This is a genomic window from Deinococcus sp. (assembly GCF_025362455.1).
In the GTDB taxonomy this organism is placed as follows: domain Bacteria; phylum Deinococcota; class Deinococci; order Deinococcales; family Deinococcaceae; genus Deinococcus.
The window spans coordinates 1-13,853 of record NZ_JANYGJ010000136.1 but is presented as its reverse complement, the minus strand read 5'-3'; the positions used below and the strand labels follow the sequence as shown (position 1 = coordinate 13,853).

The window sequence follows — 13,853 nt, the reverse complement described above, 5'->3', positions numbered from 1 at the left end:
CTAGAGCAGATGTCATAAAAAGACCCTTTTTATGACCGAGCGGAGCGAGTAGTTTTGACTGAGCAGGACGCAGAATGGAGGCGCGGGGAGGCTGTTTTCCCCGTGGCGTAATTCGGAGTGCTGCTCTAAAGGGCGAAGGATCAGCACAACTTTGGTTTACTATCTGAGAATCGCCCTGATCTCGTTTCAAAAGAACGTTGTCATCCTGAGCTTGCGGACGCCGCTCAGCTTGAAAAACGACCATGTTGAGGCGACAAACCTGACCGCCCTACTCCACACCAGCTCACGGCCCGAACCGCCCTACATCCAGCAGCCGCTCTACCACTACCGCCACGCCGTCCGCGTCGTTGCTCGGCGCCACCTCGTCGGCCAGCTCCAGCAGCGCCTGGTCGGCGTTGGCGACGGCCACCCCGTATCCGGCCCAAGCCAGCAGCGGCAGGTCGTTGGGGGCGTCACCGAAGGCGATCACCTGGCCCTGGGTGACGCCCAGCCGGAGGCACAGCCGCTCAAGCGCGGCGCCCTTATCGACCCCCTGCGCGGCGATCTCGGCGAAGGGGGCGCCGCTGGTCGAGGCGTGGACCTCGGCGCCGCAGCAGGCGTTGATGAGTCGGGCCAGGTCGGGCGGCGCGTGACGGGCGGAGCGGGCCATCACCTTCAGGACCGGATGCCCGGCGCCGATCACACCGAGGATGTCGGGTACGTCGGCGGCCCCGTCACTCTCTGGCAGGCGGCGGTAAGACTGCTCGGCGGCCATCGCGTCGCCCCATTCCAGCGCCAGGCCGATGCCCGGCACGGCGGCCCGCAGCAGCGGAATGACCCGGCGCAGGATTTCGGGCGCCAGGCTGAGGCGCTCCTCGGCGGCGCCGTCGCTGAGGCGATGGGTGGCGGCGCCGTTGCTGCAAATGACGTGACCGATCAGGCCCAGTTCTTCGGCCACCCCCAGCACCATCCGCGAGGGGCGCCCTGTTATCAGCACCACCACGCCGCCCGCCGCCTGCACCGACGCCAGGGCGCGGCGGCTGCGTTTGCTGACGGTGCCCGCCGTGCTCAGCAGCGTGCCGTCGAGGTCGGTGGCGAGGAGCCGGAGCGGTTGATGGTGCGGATTCACCGCGCTTCCAGCACCGGTCATCTGCGCGCTTCCAGCACGACCACCGCCGAGGCGTGCTGACGGGTGTGGGTCAGGGTCAGGTGGGCCACCCAGCCGTTGGCCTGCATCTCGGCCAGGATGGCGGGAGAGAAGCCCAGCACCGGCGGCGCGTAGGGAAACGGGCCACCCTGGGTGCGGGGCCGCTCGACCCACACGTCGGTCCAGCGGTGCGGGCGCGGCCAGACTTTCTGGAAGGCCTCCTTGGCGGCGAAGCGGGCGGCGTAGCTCGGCGCCGGGTCGGCATGGAGGGCGCAGTAAGCCTGCTCGCCGGGCGTAAACAGCTTGCCCAGGCGGTGGCCCTCGCGCAAGGTCAGACCCCGGATACGCTCTACTTCAACGAGGTCGTGTCCTATAGCGACAATCACGCGGGCATTCTGACATGTGGGGCGTGGGAAGTGGGCCTTGCTCGCCTCACACCCCGTCTCTACGTCAGCGCTTCCAACTCCGACACGCTCATGGGTCGGGCCTGGGCACCCAGGCTGGTGGCGCTGAGCACGCCTGCCGCGTTGCCCAGGCGGGCGGCCTCGGCCAGCGGGCGGCCATTCAGGGCGGCGTGGGCGAAGGCCGCCACGAAGGCGTCACCGGCTCCGGTGGTGTCCACCACTTCGGCGCCGACGCGCACGGCGTCCACCAGTTCGGTGTCGTCGGGGGTCCAGATGATGCTGCCCATCGGGCCGACCTTGACGATGACTTTTTTGGCGCCGCGTGCGCCCAGGGTAATCAGCGCCGCGCTGATGCTGTGCGTGCCGGTCAGGGCCAGCAGCTCGTGCTGGTTGAGCAGCAGATAATCGGCACTCACGGCACTGTCAAGCAGCTCCATACCCACCGCGTTGACCGCTCCGGTGCCCAGGTCCATGAACACCGGCACGCCCGCTTTCTGGGCAATGCCCATCGCCTTGAGGGAATACTCACGCTGCGGCCCGCCGATCAGGCTGTAGGCCGAGATAATCAGGGCGTCGGCACCCTCCACGTCCTTCTTTTTGAGCTTGCTGGCATCGAGTTCGCGGTTGGCGGCGCCGTAGCTGATCATGGCCCGTTTGCCGTCGGGGGTCTGCATCACCGTGATGGTGCTGGTCAGCGCCTGCGCGTCTCGCTGCACGGCGGCTTCCGAGACGCCGGAGCTGCGCACGCCGGAGAGCGCGAAATCGGCCAGGGCGTCCTGACCCACGCGGGCCGCCAGCGTGACGCTGTGACCGAGGCGGGCCAGGGTCACGCTGATGGTGCCCCCGGCGCCGCCGGGCTGCATGGTGGCGCGGCTGGGCGCCACCTCCTCGCCCGGTGCGGGCAGGTGGTCCAGGTGATACAGATGGTCCACCGTCACGTCGCCGATTACATAAAACTTCACGTCTAACCCCCACACCCACGCCACTCGCCGAAGGCCGTCGCCGGGAGAATTGCTGTCTTAGATACGCTTATCATACACCGCGCCGCCGGGGCAGGCCAAAACTCACCTCCAGCACGTCGACGCGCCCGCACGAGACTGTACGCTGAGGCGCAGTTCGCTGCCGGTGCTCAGGGACCGGGCTGAACTGCCGGATCAATCGGGACCGCCGGATCAATCGGGCGCGGGCACCGGCAGGCCAGCGAAAATCTGCGCCATCGAGGCCAGCGGAATGTCCTCGGCCCGCACGCTCTCGCCCAGGCCAGCGCCGCGAATGGCCGCGTCGATGACTACGCCATCAAAGCCGACCAGGCGCAGGTTGTTGCGCAGGGTCTTGCGGCGGTGGTGCAGCGCGGCCTCCAGAAACTTCACGAATTCGGGCGTGGGACGCTTGCCGCTGAACTCCAGGCGCACGACGCTGCTGGTCACCTCCGGCGCCGGGTAGAAGGCGCCTTTGGGCACGTCGCGCAGCAGCCGGGCGCTGCCGTGCAGCGAGGTCATCGCCGAGAGGTAGCCGTAGCCGTCTTGGCCGGGAACGGCACTCAGGCGCACGGCCACCTCGCGCTGCACCAGCACGGTGGCCGAGACGATGCCGGGCGCGGCCATGAAGCGGCTCAGCAGCGCCGTGGAGATGTAGTACGGCAGATTGGCGATCACCCGCGTGCCCGGCGGCAACTGGCTGTAATCATAGTCGAGCGCGTCGCCCCAGACGACACTGACGCCCGATCCCTCCAGCGTCTCTTCCAGCACCGGGCGCAGACGCTCGTCTTTTTCCAGGGTAATGACGCTGGCGCCGCGCCGGGCCAGTTCGCGGGTCAGCACGCCCAGGCCCGGCCCGATCTCCAGCACGCTGACACCGGGCGCCGCCCCGCCCGCCTCGGCGATCAATCGCAGGATATTGCCGTCGATCAGGAAATTCTGACCCAGGCTTTTGGTGGGCCGCAGACCGAAACGGGCCAGCAACTCGCGCACCGTGCGCGGCGAGTACAGTGGCGCGGCGTGGTCGGTTTCAGCGGCAAGGTCAGGAGTCGGGTGCGTCATAAAGGAGTTCGGCCCATTCAGGCTGAACGCGGAGTATAGCGCCTGGGAGCGGGGGCGGCGAAGCGGTTTCAGCGCTGAACAGTTGCCGCTCACCGACTCCCCCTAGAGCAGATGTCATAAAAAGGGTCTTTTTATGACCGAGCGGAGCGAGTAGTTTTGACTGAGCAAGGCGCAGAATGGAGGCGCGGGGAGGCTGTTTTTCCCGTGGCGTAATTCGGAGTACTGCTCTATACTTTTGCGCATGACCGACCTCAAGGCCCCCGAACCGCGCCAGGCGGGGCCGGACCTCCGCAAACCCGGTGCCCTGCCGACAGACGGGCTCGGTCAGGGTGGGCTCAATCTGGACTGGGCGGCGTTCCTGGCGGCGGGCGAGTACCGCCGGGCGCTGGCCGCCGTGCGCCTGAGCCCCACGCCGCTGCCGGGCGCCCTGGTCGGAAGTCTGGAGGCCGCCTACGACCTGCAAGAGCAGCTCCGCGCCCACCGCTACCCGCAGGCCCGCCGAACGCTCGAACGCCTGGAGGCCGAGCTGGACGCGCCGGACACTGAACCCGACGTGCTTCGGACGCTAAGACGCCACATCGACGTGCAGCAGCTCGGTGTGGCGCTGGGCAGTCTGGAGGGCGCTGAAACCGCCCGGCATGTCGAGCCCGCTGAGTTGCGCTCGGCACTGAGCCCGGCGCTGGACACGCCGCTGACCCGCGCCGAGGCGCTGAACGCGGTGGGGGTGCTGCACGCCGTCCACGAGGAAGCGCCCCAGGCCAGGGCCGCCTTCGAGGCCGCGCTGGAGGCCGACGCCGGGCACTACCGGGCCATGAGCAACATCGGCAACCTGGAGTTGCAGGCTGGCAATCCCGCCGCCGCCGAGGCCGCCCAGCGCCGGGCCATCGCGCTGAACGCCGACTTTGCCGGGGCGCAGCACAACCTCGGCGTGGCGCTGCGCCGCCAGGGCAAACTGGGCGAATCGGTCAAGGCCATTCGCAAGAGCCAGCGCCTGGGCCTGCGCCAGATGCGCGAAACCGATTCGGCGCGGCTGATCGGTGGCAGATCGGGCGCTGGCAGATCGGGCGCTGGGCCGCGCAAACTGAACCCGAACGTGCTGCGAATCGCGGGATTGCTGCTGGCCGTGCTGGTGTTTTACCTGTTTTTGCGGCCATGACCCACGCCATGACCGAATACGTCCTGCTGCCGTCTGGCGTGCGGGCCATCGACGCTCGCCTGTTGTCCGCCGGAATCCTCGACCTGACGATGGAGACGGCAGGCCGGGCGGTGGCCGATTATCTTGAACTCCACTTCAAAGCCGAGCTGGACGGCGCCAGACCCGTTTTACTGCTGGCTGGCAGTGGGGCCAACGGCGGCGACGCGCTGGTGGCCGCCCGGCATCTGCACGCGCTGGGCCGGGCGGTGGAGGTGCTGGCCTCACCGAGTAAGCATCCGCCGACCAGACTGAACCGGCGGCGCCTGAACGCCTGCGGAGTCGGGGTCAGGTTGCTCTCCCCTACCAACCTCAAGCGGGCGCTGGACCGGGCCGGAGTCGTGGTGGACGGCCTGCTGGGCACCGGCTTCACGCCGCCGCTGCGGCCTGGGGTAGCCGAACTGGTCAAGCTGGTGAATGCCAGCGGCCTGAATGTGCTCAGCATCGACCTGCCCTCCGGCCTGGACGCGGCCAGCGCCGAGTTACCTGAAGCCGTGATTTACGCCCACCACACGCTCACGCTGGGCGGCTCCAAACCGGCGCTGATCTTCGGCCCCGCCGCCCACGCCGCCGGAGTCGTGACGGTGGCGAGCCTGCGGATTCCGCAAGCCTGGATCGCCGGAGCCGCCGTCGCCCACCGCCCCTCCGACGCCGAGATCGCCGCGCTGCTGCCCGTCCGCTACGCCGACACGCACAAAGGCACCGCCGGGCGGGTCTGGGTGCTGGGCGGGCATCCGGGCACCGTGGGCGCCGCCGCACTGGCTGGCCTGGGCGCACTCCGGGCAGGTGCGGGGCTGGTCACCATCTACAGCGAGGCCGACGTTCCGCTGGTCACGCCGGAGCTGATGGCCCACAAGGTCGTGCTGTCTGAGCTGGACGCAAAGCCAAAACCCGGTGCCGTCGCTGTCGGCATGGGCCTGGGACCGGGGGCCGAGGCCGCAGCGCGAATGGTGCTCGGCTGGCGCATTCCCACCGTCATCGACGCGGACGCCCTGCAACCCGGTCTGGCCGGGGCTGGGCACCCCCAGGTCATCTGGACGCCGCACCCCGGCGAGGCGGCGCGGCTGCTGGGCACCGAGAGCAGCACCATTACCCGTGAGCCGCTGAGTGCGGCGCGGGCCTTGCAGGAGCATTTTGGCGGCGTGGTGGTGCTCAAGGGCGGGCCGAGTACGGTGGCCAGCGACCAGGGCCTGTTCGTAGCGCGGGGTGGGCATCCCGGTATGGCCAAGGCGGGCCTGGGCGACACGCTCAGCGGCGTGCTGGCGGCGCTGCTGGGCCAGGGCCTGAGCGCCCATGACGCGGCGAACGTCGGCGTGCGGCTGCACGCGCGGGCGGGTGAGCTGGCCGGTGAGGTCCACGGCTACGGCTTGATCGCCAGCGACGTGTCAGCGCAGTTGGGAGCGGCGTGGTTAGCGTTGAAAGAAACTGGGAAATGAGCTTGTTGTTTCATGCAAGTGGCAAGCGTGTGGTCGCTCTTATAGACAATCACTTGTTCGGACGTTGAGATCCCTCGCTTCGCTCAGGATGACAAGTGAAGGATGGTTTCGGGTCTGGCACATTCGGGTCTGGCACATTCGGGTCTGGCGCATTCGGGTCTGGCGCAATAGAAAGACCGGGGAGTCGACTTGATTTCAGCCAGCATCCAGACCAGATTCTCCGCCCCCTACCCAACCGTGAACGCCTACGCGGCGGCGCAAGGCCCGACAAGGTAAACTGGGCTTACCCGGCGCAGAGGAGCTTTCAGGTCCAGTCTGAGACAGATGGCACCTGTTCGCTGCGCCCCACAGGAGCGACACCATGGACATGCGTAAACTGATGAAGCAGATGCAACAGGCCCAGTCGGCGGCCAGCAAAATTCAGGAAGAACTCGCCGCCCAGTCGGTGACGGGCACGGCCAGCAACCTGGTCACGGTAATCGCCAACGGGCACGGCAAGGTTCAGAGCATCAAAATTGCACCCGAAGCCGTCGACGGTGACGACGTGGAAGCCCTCGAAGACCTGATTCTGGTGGCCTTGCAAGACGCCAGTGGCAAGGCAGACGACCTCCAGCGGCAGGCGACCCAGGCGCTGGGCCTGCCGGGCGGCATGTTCTGAAGTATCCACCAAGCCTGGTTGCACTGATCCGCGAGCTGTCGCGCCTGCCGGGCATCGGCCCCAAGAGCGCTCAGCGGCTGGCCTTCTATTTATTCGAGCAGCCGCGTGAGGACATCGAGCGTCTGGCCGCCTCGCTGCTGGAGGCCAAGCGCGAGCTGCACAACTGCCCGATTTGTTTTAACATCACCGACACCGATGTGTGCGACGTCTGCGCCGACCCGTCCCGCGCCCAGAACCTGATCTGCGTGGTCGAGGAACCCGGCGACGTCATCGCCATCGAAAAGAGCGGGGCGTATACCGGGCTGTATCACGTCCTGCACGGCGTGCTGAGCCCTATGAACGGCGTGACCCCCGACAAGCTGCACCTCAAGCCGCTGCTGCCCAGACTCCGCGACGACATGGAGATCATCATGGCCACCGGCACCACCGTCGAGGGCGAGGCCACCGCCATGTACATCCAGCGCCTGATCGAGCCGCTGGGCGTGGTGGTCTCGCGCATCGCCTACGGCCTGCCAGCGGGCGGCGCCCTGGAGTACGCCGACGAGGTGACGCTGGGCCGGGCACTCAGCGGGCGCCAGCGCATCACCAAGTAGGGAACTGAGAAAGCGACGCTCTGGGGTGAGAAGCCGGGGGGTCGCTGGATTTTTAGTGTCACATTCACTTGATTTGCGCTTTCTGCTTTTTTTGCGTATTCTGAGACTATGACTCAGCTTCTTCCACTGGCCCTCCTCACCATTCCGGAAGTCGCCAAGCTGCTGCATGTCAGCGGCGATACGGTGCGTCGCCAGATTCGGGAAGGTGATCTGCCTGCCGTCCGGATCGGTGTTACTCCGGCGGGACGTCCACGCTACCGGGTGCCCAGCCAGGCCGTGCAAAGTCGCCTGGGTGAGTACAGCCCACACGGCGAACCCGTCGCCGCCGACCCGCTCGAAGCGCTCCGGGCCGCCTTTGCCGAACTGAGCCCCACAGAACGCGAACACCTGCTGACCGAGGCTATTGCCTGGGCCAAGGCGCAACGTCCGGAGGTCAGTTTGGAAGGACGGGCGCCGGAGCCGTCTGCCGACGATCTGCGAGCCCGATTTGCCAAGAGACGGCAACGCTTTGAACAGTGATCCAGCCGCGTCTTGAACCGCCCGCCACTCTCCGCCTGATTCCTGATATCAACGTCATATTAAGTGGCGCCACCAGCCGGGTCGGGCCAGCCGTGGACCTGTTCAGAGCTGCCCAGACTTTCGAGGTGGTGTTTGTCTTGGCTGAAGAACACTTCACCGAATTGACTCAAGTGCTGACCTATCCGCAAGTTCTTCGCCTCGGAGTTCGTCGCCTGACGCCGAGCGCCGCTTTTCATCTGGCATCGGTGCTTTACCGCTGCGCTGAGTACTACTCTCGGCTCGACCGTCAGACCTGGCCTTCCTGTCCAGACCCCAAAGACTGGTACTTGCTGGACCTGCTCATGACCTCCGACGCCGACGCCTTGGTCACCAAAGACAGGCATCTGCTGCGGGCTGGCGACAAGCTGGGGCTGCCCATCTTCGAGCCGAAAAACGTCCACTGGAGCTCGGCGTTGACTTGAAAGCCAGAGTATGACCACCGCGCGAACCTCAAGGCGCTCTGGTAATGTGCCTATAGTCACCAAAATCCCCGCCCAGCGCACCTTTCCCCATTTGTGACGCCGCCGAAAGATCAGGCCGCTATGATGACTCCAAATGCTTGCTGCCCTCAAACAATTGGTCACAGATGTAGACGGCGCCTGGGCTGCGGCTCTGGGCGGCCTCGACGGTCTGCTGGTGGACGGCCACACGGAAGCCGACGTAGACCTTACCCTGCTGGTCGCCGAACACGCGGGCCTGATGCGCGCCGCCAAACAGTCGTATGAACAAACCCTGTCGGGGGGCACGCCCAGCGAATGGTTTTTGCGCGGCGAGACGCTCAGCGCCTACCTGCTGCCAATCCGCGACTTCTTTTTGCTGATCGTGCTCGACGGCCACGGTAATCTCGGCCAGGCCCGCATCTACGGCCAGCAGACCCTCAAGCAACTGGAGAGCTTCCTGTGAGTGCCCACCTCGGCCCAGTCATCGACCTGCCCGGCGTGGAGGGCGCGGTGCTCAGCGGCGCCGACGGCCTGAGCCTGGAGAGCTACGGCCACTACACCGAACTGCTGGCCGCCGAACTCAGCGCCCTGCGCGCCGTGTTCGAGCGGGCGGCGCGGCCCGGCGGCGTGGGCCATGTCTCGCGCCTGGCGATCACCACCGACTCGCTGGAGATCGTGGCCGTCACGGCGGGGCCGTACCTGGCCGCCGTGGCGCTGACACGGGGCGTGGACACCCGCGCCGCCCAGCAGGCGCTGGCCCGTATGGCGCTGAGCATGGCGCTGCCGGGAGCTGCCAATGCCCGCTGAGATGCTGACCCGCATGCTCGATACCAAGGGCGTGCGCTACGCCGCGCTGATCGGCCCGGCGGGCGAGGTGCTCGACAACGCCGGGGTCAATCTGCCCGACACCGGCTTCGTGCAGGCCGCCCGCGCCGTGGGCCAGAGCCTGAGCGCCACCGTCGGCGGCCATGAGCTGCAAGACCTGCTGGTGGATCTGGCGGGCGGCCCGGTACTGCTGACGCCGCATCAGCTCAATTTGCTGGTGGTGGGTTTTGATGAGGTCGGCAACCTGGGCCGGGTGCGCTTCGCCGTGCGCCGCGAGATCAGCAAACTGTAAGGCAGTATGTGTGGTCGGAATTAAGGGGCGTCAGCGACTGCTGCTGGCGCCCCGTTTCGGCTCAATAGTCGGCCAACGCGACATGAACACCCGGATAACGGACCTTCCTGTACGCTCCGTGGAGCAGTCGAAAGTGAGTGCCTCCAGTGGCGCCGCTCCGATGTTGCGGGAGCCCCCATGCATTCGAGCCGCCACGCCGCACCCCACGAACTCGACGCCCTGATGCTGCCCCGGCCCCTGCGACTGGTATCCAACGCCCTGATGATTTTGTGCTTGCTGGTGCTGCTGCTGGTACTGCCGACTATCCTGAGAGGCCCGGCCCCGACATCGGCAGCGCGTGCGACCCGTGTTCAACCAGAGCAGCAAGCCGCCTTACCCTGAAGTTAGGGTTATCTGGGAGGTTATTTGAGACTCAGCAGCGCCGCAGTGAGCTTGGCGGAGTACTTGCTGTAGGCCGAGGTCGAGGAATTGGCCGTGACGAGCAGCATCTTGCCGCTTTCGCTGGTCACGCGCATATCGTTGTAGATCGGGGCGTCGAGGCCGTCTACCCAGAAGCGCAGCACGATCCACTCGCGCCCGGCCACCTTGGTAAACCCCCGGCTGACCCAGCGAAAGCCGGGCGTGGCCTGAACGGCTTTTTCCAGCGCTGACTTGAGTTCGGGCAGTTGCTGCGGCGTCACCGCCTGCTCGGCCAGCCGGAAGGCGATGTTCACCGAGTAGTTCGGACCCGGCGTCGAGTAAACCGTCGTGGGGCGCTGGCCGCCTCTGCCGTACTTGGTGGCAATCGCTCCGGTGGTCATGGCGGTAAAGTCGGCGGGCAATTCGATGCTGAGCGTCGTCGCGGGAACCGGCACGCGGGCAGCCTGCGCTGACGGAGCGAGCAGGAGCGTGAGCAGAATCAGACGAGCCGCATGACGCCTAACCGGAGCGGTGACAGGTGGATTCATGGCGCTCAGTCTAGGCGAGAGTCGGCACGCCTGAAGGTTGGTCCAAGTTCGTGAACTACATCACTCTATCCATATCGCCGGATCAGCTAAAACTTCGGCCTTCGATGGGTGAATTCTAGTTGCTAGCGCACAGCGTGACCCGGAGGGGCTACGCTTTCTCTGACAAGGGAGAAACCATGTGCTACCACCGGATCACGCTGGCTCTACGGTACAAGATCGAAGCGCTCCATGAGGGGGGTCATACTGCTGCCCAGATCGCCAGGCAGCTTGGCGTCCACCGAACGACCACCTTGCGGGAACTGGAGCGCTGCACGCCGTATACGGCCCAAGGCGCTCAGCAGGATGCTGAGCAGCACCGCGCACGCCGTCATGGACCTAGGCTGCCAGAGTGCGTCTGGGCACACGTCACAGACCGATTGCGGCAGTGCCACAGTCCAGAGCAGATTCATGGACGCTGTGTGTTGGAGGGGCAGTCCTGCCCCTCAGTGGAATGGATTTACCAGTACGTGTACGATCACCCCCAACTGACACCGTACCTGCGTCGAAGTCGTCTCCATCGTCGTCCTCATTCACAGCGGCGCACCCCACCGACCTGGTGGACCAGTATTGAGCAGCGCCCAGAGGCCGCCAACACCCGCCAAGAGATTGGGCATCTCGAAGCTGACCTGATGGAAGGCGCCAAAGGCAAAGGCAGTCTCGTGGTCATCGCTGACCGCTACTCGAGGCTCCTGACCCTCAATCTGGTGGGCCGCAAGACCGCAACGGAGGTCTATGCGGCGATGGACAGCGTGCTGGACGGTCGATGGGTCAAGACCATCACCATCGACCAGGGCCGGGAATTCGTGCTCACCGAGGGCCTCGGTGAGCAGTGGGGCGCCACCACCTACGCCTGCCATGCTCGCAGCCCCTGGGAGAAAGGGTCGGTGGAGAACGCCAATGGCTTACTCCGTCAGTTCTTCCCAAAAAAAACAGATTTCACTCAGGTCGATCTCAGCACCGTCCTGGCCGTTGAACACGCCCTCAACCACCGACCCCGCAAAGTGCTGGGATTTCGTACCCCGCACGAGGTACACTTCGACCATCAGAACCGTGCGTTAGCAACTTGAATTCGTCATGTATTAAGTTATAGTAAGTTGAAAATTAGTGCTTAAATAATGTAGACATGCTAAAAATTGGTTGAGCGTATTTATGTGATGTAGAAGAGATAAATTCATCCGCACGTACTCACGAGCAAATCAAAGCGGGTTTTTTAGGTCAATCATATGTACTCTGTTCAAATAGTCACTGTAGTATAGATAACGACTGTCTGAGCTAAAGAAGGGGCCAGTGCAAGCATTTTTGTAGATGCGAATGATCTTTCCATTTCTCGGACTTCTCAAGGCAATAGTACCATCGCCATATCGGTCCTTGGGTGGCTTGTCTGATCTGGACGAACAATTGTTGCTTATTTCCGAGTCGCCTCTAGTTGCCAGAAAACGTCCATCCTTGCTAAATTCAGTCTGGTAAATAGCGATAGATTGACCAATAAGGGTGTACTTCACTCGACCGGAGCGTGCGTCTCTTACCCAGCCAACAGGCCCTCTCCCATTGTCTTCGGGTTCTCCTCGGTAAGCACCACCAGCGATCAAATCCTCTGCCGGACTTATTGACAAAGAGCCGCCATAAAATCTTCCGCAACATCCCATATCCATTCTATCCTTCTCTTCTGTAGTGCTTTCGTATATTACGTTTTTTGGATCGAAATTTATTTTAACAGTGTTAGTCTCCTTGAGAGAGAATATTCTATAAAATGATATAGAGGCGACAAACATGCGTCTACCATTATCGTAGAATATGGCGTCAGCATCCCCATAAGTTAAGTCTAAAGATCCTCCAAAAAGAACGTTGGAGTTGCATATTTGGAGCTTACGAGTAATTTCGAGTTTCTCCACATCAAACAGCCATAAATCGCAACCTGCGCCTTGGAGAAGGTATGGCTTGCTCAAGGAAATGAACTTTTTTATGGGCAGCGCTTGTGTCGGAAATTTATAAATATATTGCGAAATCCTTGAGTCTAAAGAGTAAATTGTTCTTCCTAACAATATACGCTTTGAATCTTGATCTGTCAAGATTAGATCTTGAAACCAAGTATCTCCATAAGACAAAGGTTCGTTCAAACGCTTATAGTCAATATATCTAACCTCGTTTGGCAAAATAAGCGCCGACTTCACTGTTTTATTTAGTACATCGTAGACATCTACGAACAAGTCATTACCATTAATATACTTAAATGTGTAGATTTTGTTGTTGAGAGAATCAAACGTAGCCATCGGGGCGTTGAGCGAGACAAGGGGAGCCGCCCACCCCCCCATCGTGAGCAGTCCAGAAAAAATGAGAACTATTGGCTTCATGTGAAATATATCGTACTCTGACTTTATGAAGATAGGATTTAAGTTCCTTTTTGTCGGCCTCATGTTGGGGGCCTGCGGTGGGTTGACCGGCTGTATGGTCCCGCCCACGCCTACGCCACCGCCCCAAGCACAAGAAGCATCGCGAGAGGTGACAGAAGCGGTTGAACCTTGGGTCGCCCCTGATCCTTCGCTGGCGTCCGGGGTTCCTCAGGAAGCAGACCGGGAGACTTTCTTGGACGCCCTCTCACTTGTTCCGCCCTCCGAGCGCCAGAACTCAGTGTTTATGGACCTTGGCGCACAACAGGTGTATGGCGTGACGCCTCAGATCCGTGACTCTGGCGTGGCTTTCTATGCCAGACCGGCACCAGTCCAGGACGTGCTCACTGCGGAGGCGACCGACAACCCAGGTGAGCCGGGGTACACGTACTACACCGAGTCTGGAGATGAAATCCCAATGCCAGCCGAGGACACCAACCCGCTCGTGGGCGGTGAGAGCCTTTCAGGCTTATCCACGGTCACTGAGCGGCAACAGTGCAAAGACGCGAGCAACAGCAGATCAGGGCCTTTTCGCCGCTTGACTTATGGTGACTCAAGCAAGGCCACCAGTTGGATGCACGCCAAGATCATCCTCCCAGAGTATTCGGCGTATGGGCAATCCGGCGTTAAAGGAAATCCTCTATCACAGGTCCCCGACTTTCTCAAAACAAATGAATACAGCAAGATTTCTATGTCGCAATATCGTGACGGAACGAAAATTAGTGTAGATACAGTGCCTTATATCTATGCTGGGGGATGGAGTGCGACCGGCGGTGGTTCTGTGGATGCCGGTTTCCAAGCCAGCACCGGAAATGACAAAATACCATTCTCCAAGTTTGGCTGGACCCTATTTATCAGGGAAGGAGCAATAGGCGGCTATACGTACCGGAGCTTCAAGGATGCTGCTGGAAACGAAA

Annotated in this window: 18 protein-coding genes; 12 read left to right on the top strand and 6 right to left on the bottom strand. The window is 63.0% G+C overall.

Translation table 11 applies throughout. The annotated features are described in order from the left end of the window. Positions 1 to 283 precede the first annotated feature (283 nt). From Q0R23_RS10700 to rsmA, 4 genes are all read right to left on the bottom strand, one after another. The gene (locus Q0R23_RS10700) at positions 284 to 1,129 is read right to left on the bottom strand and encodes an HAD family hydrolase (RefSeq protein ID WP_293912892.1); all 846 of its coding nucleotides are present in this window, start codon (positions 1,127 to 1,129) and stop codon (positions 284 to 286) included. Then, a complete protein-coding gene (locus Q0R23_RS10695; protein WP_293912890.1) occupies positions 1,126 to 1,512 on the bottom strand; it encodes a 4'-phosphopantetheinyl transferase superfamily protein in 387 nt (128 codons plus the stop codon). The genes Q0R23_RS10700 and Q0R23_RS10695 overlap by 4 nt, the downstream gene beginning before the upstream one ends. 59 nt (positions 1,513 to 1,571) lie before the next feature. Beyond that, a complete protein-coding gene (locus tag Q0R23_RS10690; protein WP_293912888.1) occupies positions 1,572 to 2,492 on the bottom strand; it encodes a carbohydrate kinase family protein in 921 nt (306 codons plus the stop codon). A 210-nt stretch (positions 2,493 to 2,702) separates the two neighbouring features. Next, entirely contained in the window at positions 2,703 to 3,569 is an 867-nt protein-coding gene (gene rsmA / locus Q0R23_RS10685; protein WP_293912886.1) for a 16S rRNA (adenine(1518)-N(6)/adenine(1519)-N(6))-dimethyltransferase RsmA, read from the bottom strand. A 241-nt stretch (positions 3,570 to 3,810) separates the two neighbouring features. Here rsmA and Q0R23_RS10680 point away from each other — a divergent pair, with 241 nt between their 5' ends. From Q0R23_RS10680 to Q0R23_RS10635, 10 genes are all read left to right on the top strand, one after another. Continuing rightward, entirely contained in the window at positions 3,811 to 4,725 is a 915-nt protein-coding gene (locus tag Q0R23_RS10680) for a hypothetical protein (protein ID WP_293912884.1), read from the top strand. 8 nt (positions 4,726 to 4,733) lie between these two features. Further along, on the top strand, positions 4,734 to 6,197 hold the full coding sequence (locus Q0R23_RS10675) for an NAD(P)H-hydrate dehydratase (RefSeq protein WP_293912882.1): 1,464 nt from the start codon (positions 4,734 to 4,736) through the stop codon (positions 6,195 to 6,197). Between the two features lie 361 nt (positions 6,198 to 6,558). After that, positions 6,559 to 6,855, top strand: a complete 297-nt coding sequence (locus Q0R23_RS10670; RefSeq protein WP_293912880.1) for a YbaB/EbfC family nucleoid-associated protein — start codon at positions 6,559 to 6,561, stop codon at positions 6,853 to 6,855. After that, entirely contained in the window at positions 6,852 to 7,448 is a 597-nt protein-coding gene (gene recR, locus Q0R23_RS10665) for a recombination mediator RecR (RefSeq protein WP_293912896.1), read from the top strand. Before Q0R23_RS10670 ends, recR begins: the two co-directional genes overlap by 4 nt. Positions 7,449 to 7,556: 108 nt before the next feature. Further along, entirely contained in the window at positions 7,557 to 7,967 is a 411-nt protein-coding gene (locus Q0R23_RS10660) for a helix-turn-helix domain-containing protein (RefSeq protein WP_293912878.1), read from the top strand. After that, a complete protein-coding gene (locus tag Q0R23_RS10655; protein ID WP_293912876.1) occupies positions 7,964 to 8,428 on the top strand; it encodes a putative toxin-antitoxin system toxin component, PIN family in 465 nt (154 codons plus the stop codon). The genes Q0R23_RS10660 and Q0R23_RS10655 overlap by 4 nt, the downstream gene beginning before the upstream one ends. 133 nt (positions 8,429 to 8,561) lie before the next feature. After that, entirely contained in the window at positions 8,562 to 8,909 is a 348-nt protein-coding gene (locus tag Q0R23_RS10650; protein WP_293912874.1) for a roadblock/LC7 domain-containing protein, read from the top strand. Continuing rightward, on the top strand, positions 8,906 to 9,253 hold the full coding sequence (locus tag Q0R23_RS10645) for a roadblock/LC7 domain-containing protein (protein WP_293912872.1): 348 nt from the start codon (positions 8,906 to 8,908) through the stop codon (positions 9,251 to 9,253). Before Q0R23_RS10650 ends, Q0R23_RS10645 begins: the two co-directional genes overlap by 4 nt. After that, positions 9,243 to 9,563, top strand: a complete 321-nt coding sequence (locus Q0R23_RS10640) for a roadblock/LC7 domain-containing protein (RefSeq protein ID WP_293912870.1) — start codon at positions 9,243 to 9,245, stop codon at positions 9,561 to 9,563. The genes Q0R23_RS10645 and Q0R23_RS10640 overlap by 11 nt, the downstream gene beginning before the upstream one ends. Positions 9,564 to 9,740: 177 nt before the next feature. Next, on the top strand, positions 9,741 to 9,944 hold the full coding sequence (locus Q0R23_RS10635; RefSeq protein ID WP_293912868.1) for a hypothetical protein: 204 nt from the start codon (positions 9,741 to 9,743) through the stop codon (positions 9,942 to 9,944). A gap of 20 nt (positions 9,945 to 9,964) precedes the next feature. Here the strand turns inward: Q0R23_RS10635 and Q0R23_RS10630 are convergent, their stop codons facing one another. After that, positions 9,965 to 10,510, bottom strand: a complete 546-nt coding sequence (locus tag Q0R23_RS10630; protein ID WP_293912866.1) for a hypothetical protein — start codon at positions 10,508 to 10,510, stop codon at positions 9,965 to 9,967. A gap of 176 nt (positions 10,511 to 10,686) precedes the next feature. On the opposite strand from Q0R23_RS10630, the gene Q0R23_RS10620 reads away from it, so the two are divergent. Beyond that, positions 10,687 to 11,616: an IS30 family transposase gene (locus Q0R23_RS10620; RefSeq protein ID WP_366520420.1), complete on the top strand. Its 930-nt coding sequence runs from the start codon at positions 10,687 to 10,689 to the stop codon at positions 11,614 to 11,616. Positions 11,617 to 11,745: 129 nt separating this feature from the next. On the opposite strand, the gene Q0R23_RS10615 is transcribed toward Q0R23_RS10620, so the two are convergent. Further along, entirely contained in the window at positions 11,746 to 12,900 is a 1,155-nt protein-coding gene (locus Q0R23_RS10615) for a hypothetical protein (RefSeq protein ID WP_293912864.1), read from the bottom strand. A 232-nt stretch (positions 12,901 to 13,132) separates the two neighbouring features. Here Q0R23_RS10615 and Q0R23_RS10610 point away from each other — a divergent pair. Beyond that, positions 13,133 to 13,853: hypothetical protein (locus Q0R23_RS10610; RefSeq protein ID WP_293912862.1), on the top strand; the 721-nt coding region annotated here is incomplete at its 3' end.

Bases quoted from the DNA above. Each gene is read 5' to 3' on its own strand.
- Q0R23_RS10670 (WP_293912880.1), top strand. From the start codon at position 6,559: ATGGACATGCGTAAACTGATGAAGCAGATGCAACAGGCCCAGTCGGCG.
- Q0R23_RS10640 (WP_293912870.1), top strand. From the start codon at position 9,243: ATGCCCGCTGAGATGCTGACCCGCATGCTCGATACCAAGGGCGTGCGC.
- Q0R23_RS10660 (WP_293912878.1), top strand. From the start codon at position 7,557: ATGACTCAGCTTCTTCCACTGGCCCTCCTCACCATTCCGGAAGTCGCC.
- Q0R23_RS10680 (WP_293912884.1), top strand. From the start codon at position 3,811: ATGACCGACCTCAAGGCCCCCGAACCGCGCCAGGCGGGGCCGGACCTC.
- Q0R23_RS10700 (WP_293912892.1), bottom strand. From the start codon at position 1,129: ATGACCGGTGCTGGAAGCGCGGTGAATCCGCACCATCAACCGCTCCGG.
- Q0R23_RS10630 (WP_293912866.1), bottom strand. From the start codon at position 10,510: ATGAATCCACCTGTCACCGCTCCGGTTAGGCGTCATGCGGCTCGTCTG.
- Q0R23_RS10620 (WP_366520420.1), top strand. From the start codon at position 10,687: ATGTGCTACCACCGGATCACGCTGGCTCTACGGTACAAGATCGAAGCG.
- Q0R23_RS10675 (WP_293912882.1), top strand. From the start codon at position 4,734: ATGACCGAATACGTCCTGCTGCCGTCTGGCGTGCGGGCCATCGACGCT.
- Q0R23_RS10615 (WP_293912864.1), bottom strand. From the start codon at position 12,900: ATGAAGCCAATAGTTCTCATTTTTTCTGGACTGCTCACGATGGGGGGG.
- Q0R23_RS10635 (WP_293912868.1), top strand. From the start codon at position 9,741: ATGCATTCGAGCCGCCACGCCGCACCCCACGAACTCGACGCCCTGATG.
- Q0R23_RS10650 (WP_293912874.1), top strand. From the start codon at position 8,562: ATGCTTGCTGCCCTCAAACAATTGGTCACAGATGTAGACGGCGCCTGG.
- rsmA (WP_293912886.1), bottom strand. From the start codon at position 3,569: ATGACGCACCCGACTCCTGACCTTGCCGCTGAAACCGACCACGCCGCG.